At 71.8% G+C, this 3,243-nt stretch carries 2 protein-coding genes; both read left to right on the top strand.

All coding sequences use genetic code 11. The annotated features are described in order from the left end of the window. Positions 1-2,294: SDR family NAD(P)-dependent oxidoreductase (locus tag ACFVYN_RS41180; RefSeq protein WP_390008014.1), on the top strand; the 2,294-nt coding region annotated here is incomplete at its 5' end. Positions 2,295-2,370: 76 nt separating this feature from the next. Continuing rightward, positions 2,371-3,243 (top strand): beta-ketoacyl synthase N-terminal-like domain-containing protein (locus ACFVYN_RS41175; protein ID WP_390008011.1); only part of this gene is annotated, 873 nt, incomplete at its 3' end.

Raw genomic sequence — 3,243 nt, 5'->3', positions numbered from 1 at the left:
GCAACGAGGGCGGCAGCCGGCGGTTCCTGACCTCCCTCGCCGAACTCTGGACCCATGGCGTCACCCCCGACTGGACCGCAGTCCTGCCCGGGACCGCCACCACCCCCGTCGACCTCCCCACCTACGCCTTCCAACGCGACCACTACTGGCTCGCGCCCGCCGGCCCGGACCGCGCCGCGCCGCCGGACGCCCACGCCGATTTCTGGGCGGCCGTGGAGCGCGAGGATCCGGAGGAGCTGGCGCGGACCCTCGGACTGGACGGTGCCGGGGGCGAGTTGACCGCCGTACTGCCCGCGTTGTCGGCATGGCACCGACGGCGCAGCTCGGCGATCGAGCTGAACTCCTGGCAATATCGGGAGAGTTGGGCACCGCTGCCCGACAACGCTCCGACCGGGCTGTCCGGCACCTGGCTGGTGGCCGTCGTTCCCGGCCAGGCGGACGGCGGGCTGCACCAGGCGACCGTCGAAGGACTGCGCGGACACGGGGCCGTGGTGGAGACGATCGTGGCGCCCGAGGATCCACGGCGCTGGGCCGATCTCCTTGATGAGTGGCCCTCGGCGGTCGGCGTGCTCTCGCTGCTCGCCGTCGACACGATGTCCGCGTCGGACCCGGCCGCCCTCCACCGGACGCTGCAGCTGATCCAGGGCATGGCGGCCGCGAACCTCGCCGCATCCCTGTGGTGTGTCACCCAGGGCGCGGTGTCCGTCGCTGCGTACGACCCGCTGACCCGTCCGGAACAGGCCGCGGTGTGGGGACTGGGGCGTGTCGTGGCGCAGGAACTCCCCACCCAGTGGGGCGGTTTGGTCGATCTGCCGATGGAGCCGGACCGGCGGACCATGAGCCGGCTGTGTGCGGTGCTGGCGTCCGATGCCCACGAGGACCAGGTCGCGGTGCGTCGTACGGGGATCCTCGGGCGCAGGATCGTCCGGGCGCCCCTCGGAGACGTCCCCCAGGGTGACGGCCGACGGCCGGGCAGCGGTACGACGCTGATCACCGGCGGCACCGGAGCCCTGGGCAGCCGACTCGCCCGCAGGCTGGCGGCGCAGGGCGCCGAGCACCTGCTGCTCGTCAGCCGCCGTGGTGACAGCGCGCCCGGTGCGGCCGACCTGGTGGCCGAGCTGACCCGGACGGGGACCAGGGTGACGCTGGCGGCGTGCGACGTCTCGGACGACGACGCGCTGCGCGAGCTGCTGGCAGCGATCCCGGCCGAGTCTCCGCTGACCTCGGTGTTCCACACGGCCGCCGTTCTGGACGACGCGGCCGTCGAGTCCCTGACGCCCGAGCAGGTGGACGCCGTACTGCGGGTCAAGGCCGGTGCCGCGTGGCGCCTGCACGAACTGACCCTCGGTCTGGAGCTGTCCGCGTTCGTCCTGTTCTCTTCGGTGGCCGGCAGTGTCGGCATGGCCGGCCAGGGCAACTACGCACCGGCGAACGCCTACGTGGACGCGCTTGCCCGGTACCGCCGAGCGCAGGGCCTGACGGCGACGTCCGTGGCCTGGGGGCCCTGGGCGCAGGGCGGCATGGCCGACGGCAACTCGGTGGCCGAGCTGCGTATCCGGCACGGTCTGCCGCTGCTGCCACCGGAGTCGGCGGTCCTCGCGCTGGAAGCGGTGCTGGAGCAGGGCGAGACAGCCGCAGTCGTGGCCGACGTCGACTGGGAGCGGTTCGCCCACGCCTACACAGCCGTACGGCCGAGCCGACTGCTCGACGAGATTCCCGAGGCCAGGCAGGCGCTGGGCGGGGCCGGTGCCGGTGCCCGTGCCGGTGATGACACTGAGGACCGATGGGCCGACGCCGGCACGGACCCACGGGAACGCAGGCGGCGGCTCCTCGAAGCCGTACGCACTCAGGTGGCCGCCGTACTCGGACACGACTCGGCCGATCCGGTGAGCACCAAGCGGCCGTTCCGAGAACTCGGCCTCGACTCGGTCACCGCTGTAGAACTGCGCAACCGGCTCACCGGTGTCACCGGGATCCGGCTGCCGGCCACTGTGATCTTCGACCATCCGACGGTGACCGAACTTGTCGACCATCTCGGGGCGCAGCTCTTCGACGAGGGCGATGAACCGGAGACTCCCGGCGCCGCCGACCTGGAGCGGCTCGACGGCCTGCTGACGACGATGCCGGACGACGACCCCGCCCGAGCCGCGATCGCCGACGGGCTCCGCCGCCTCCTGAAGCTCGCCGTCGGTGCCGACCGACCGGCGGAGACCGCCGTGGACGCCGAGGAGCTCGAAGCCAGTACCAACGGCGAGCTCCTCGCCTTCATCGAGAAGGAATTCGGGATCTCCTGAGACCCGGGCTGCCCCACCCTGTCCCTTTCCCCTTGCCCTTTTCCCCCTGCCTCTTTCCTCATGGCTGACACATCGCATGGAGCAAGTAATGGACGACGTCAAGAAGCTCCGTCACGTCCTGACGCGGGTCACCGTGGAACTCCAGGAGACCCGAGCGCGCCTGCGTGAAGCGGAGTCGGCGGTCGACGAGCCGGTGGCGATCGTCGGGATGAGCTGCCGCTACCCCGGCGGGGTTTCCTCGCCCGAGGCCCTGTGGGAGCTGGTGTCGACGGGCGGGGAGGGCATCTCCGGGTTTCCGGCGGACCGTGGCTGGGACCTGACCTCGCTGATCGAACCGGACGGCGACCGGCCGGGCACCTCGTACACGGCCGACGGCGGATTCCTGTACGACGCGGGCGAGTTCGACGCCGCGTTCTTCGGGATCTCGCCGCGGGAGGCGCTGGCGATGGACCCGCAGCAACGGCTGCTCCTTGAGACCACCTGGGAGCTCTTCGAACGTTCCGGCATCGATCCGGTGTCCCTGCACGGCAGCCGGACGGGTGTCTTCATCGGCGCCAGCTTCCACGACTACGGCAGCAGGCTGCCCGCGATCCCGGAGGAGGTCGAGGGGCACGCCCTGACCGGCGTCGCCGGAAGCGTCGCGTCGGGGCGCATCGCCTACACCTACGGCCTGACAGGTCCGGCCGTGACGGTCGACACCGCGTGCTCGTCGTCCTTGGTGGCACTCCACCTGGCGGTGCAGTCGCTGCGGCAGGGCGACTGCTCCCTGGGCGTGGTCGGCGGTGTCGCGGTGATGTCGACCCCGGATCTCTTCACCGAGTTCAGCCGCCAGGGCGGACTGTCCCGCGACGGCCGGTGCAAGGCCTTCGCCGCGGCCGCCGACGGCATGGGCGCGGCGGAGGGCGTCGGTGTCCTGTTGGTGGAGCGGTTGTCCGACGCCCGGCGCAAC

Source organism: Streptomyces sp. NPDC058307, from assembly GCF_042880295.1.
In the GTDB taxonomy this organism is placed as follows: Bacteria; Actinomycetota; Actinomycetes; order Streptomycetales; family Streptomycetaceae; genus Streptomyces.
Note: the sequence above shows the minus strand (reverse complement) of the source record. Positions and strands in the feature narration are given on the sequence as shown.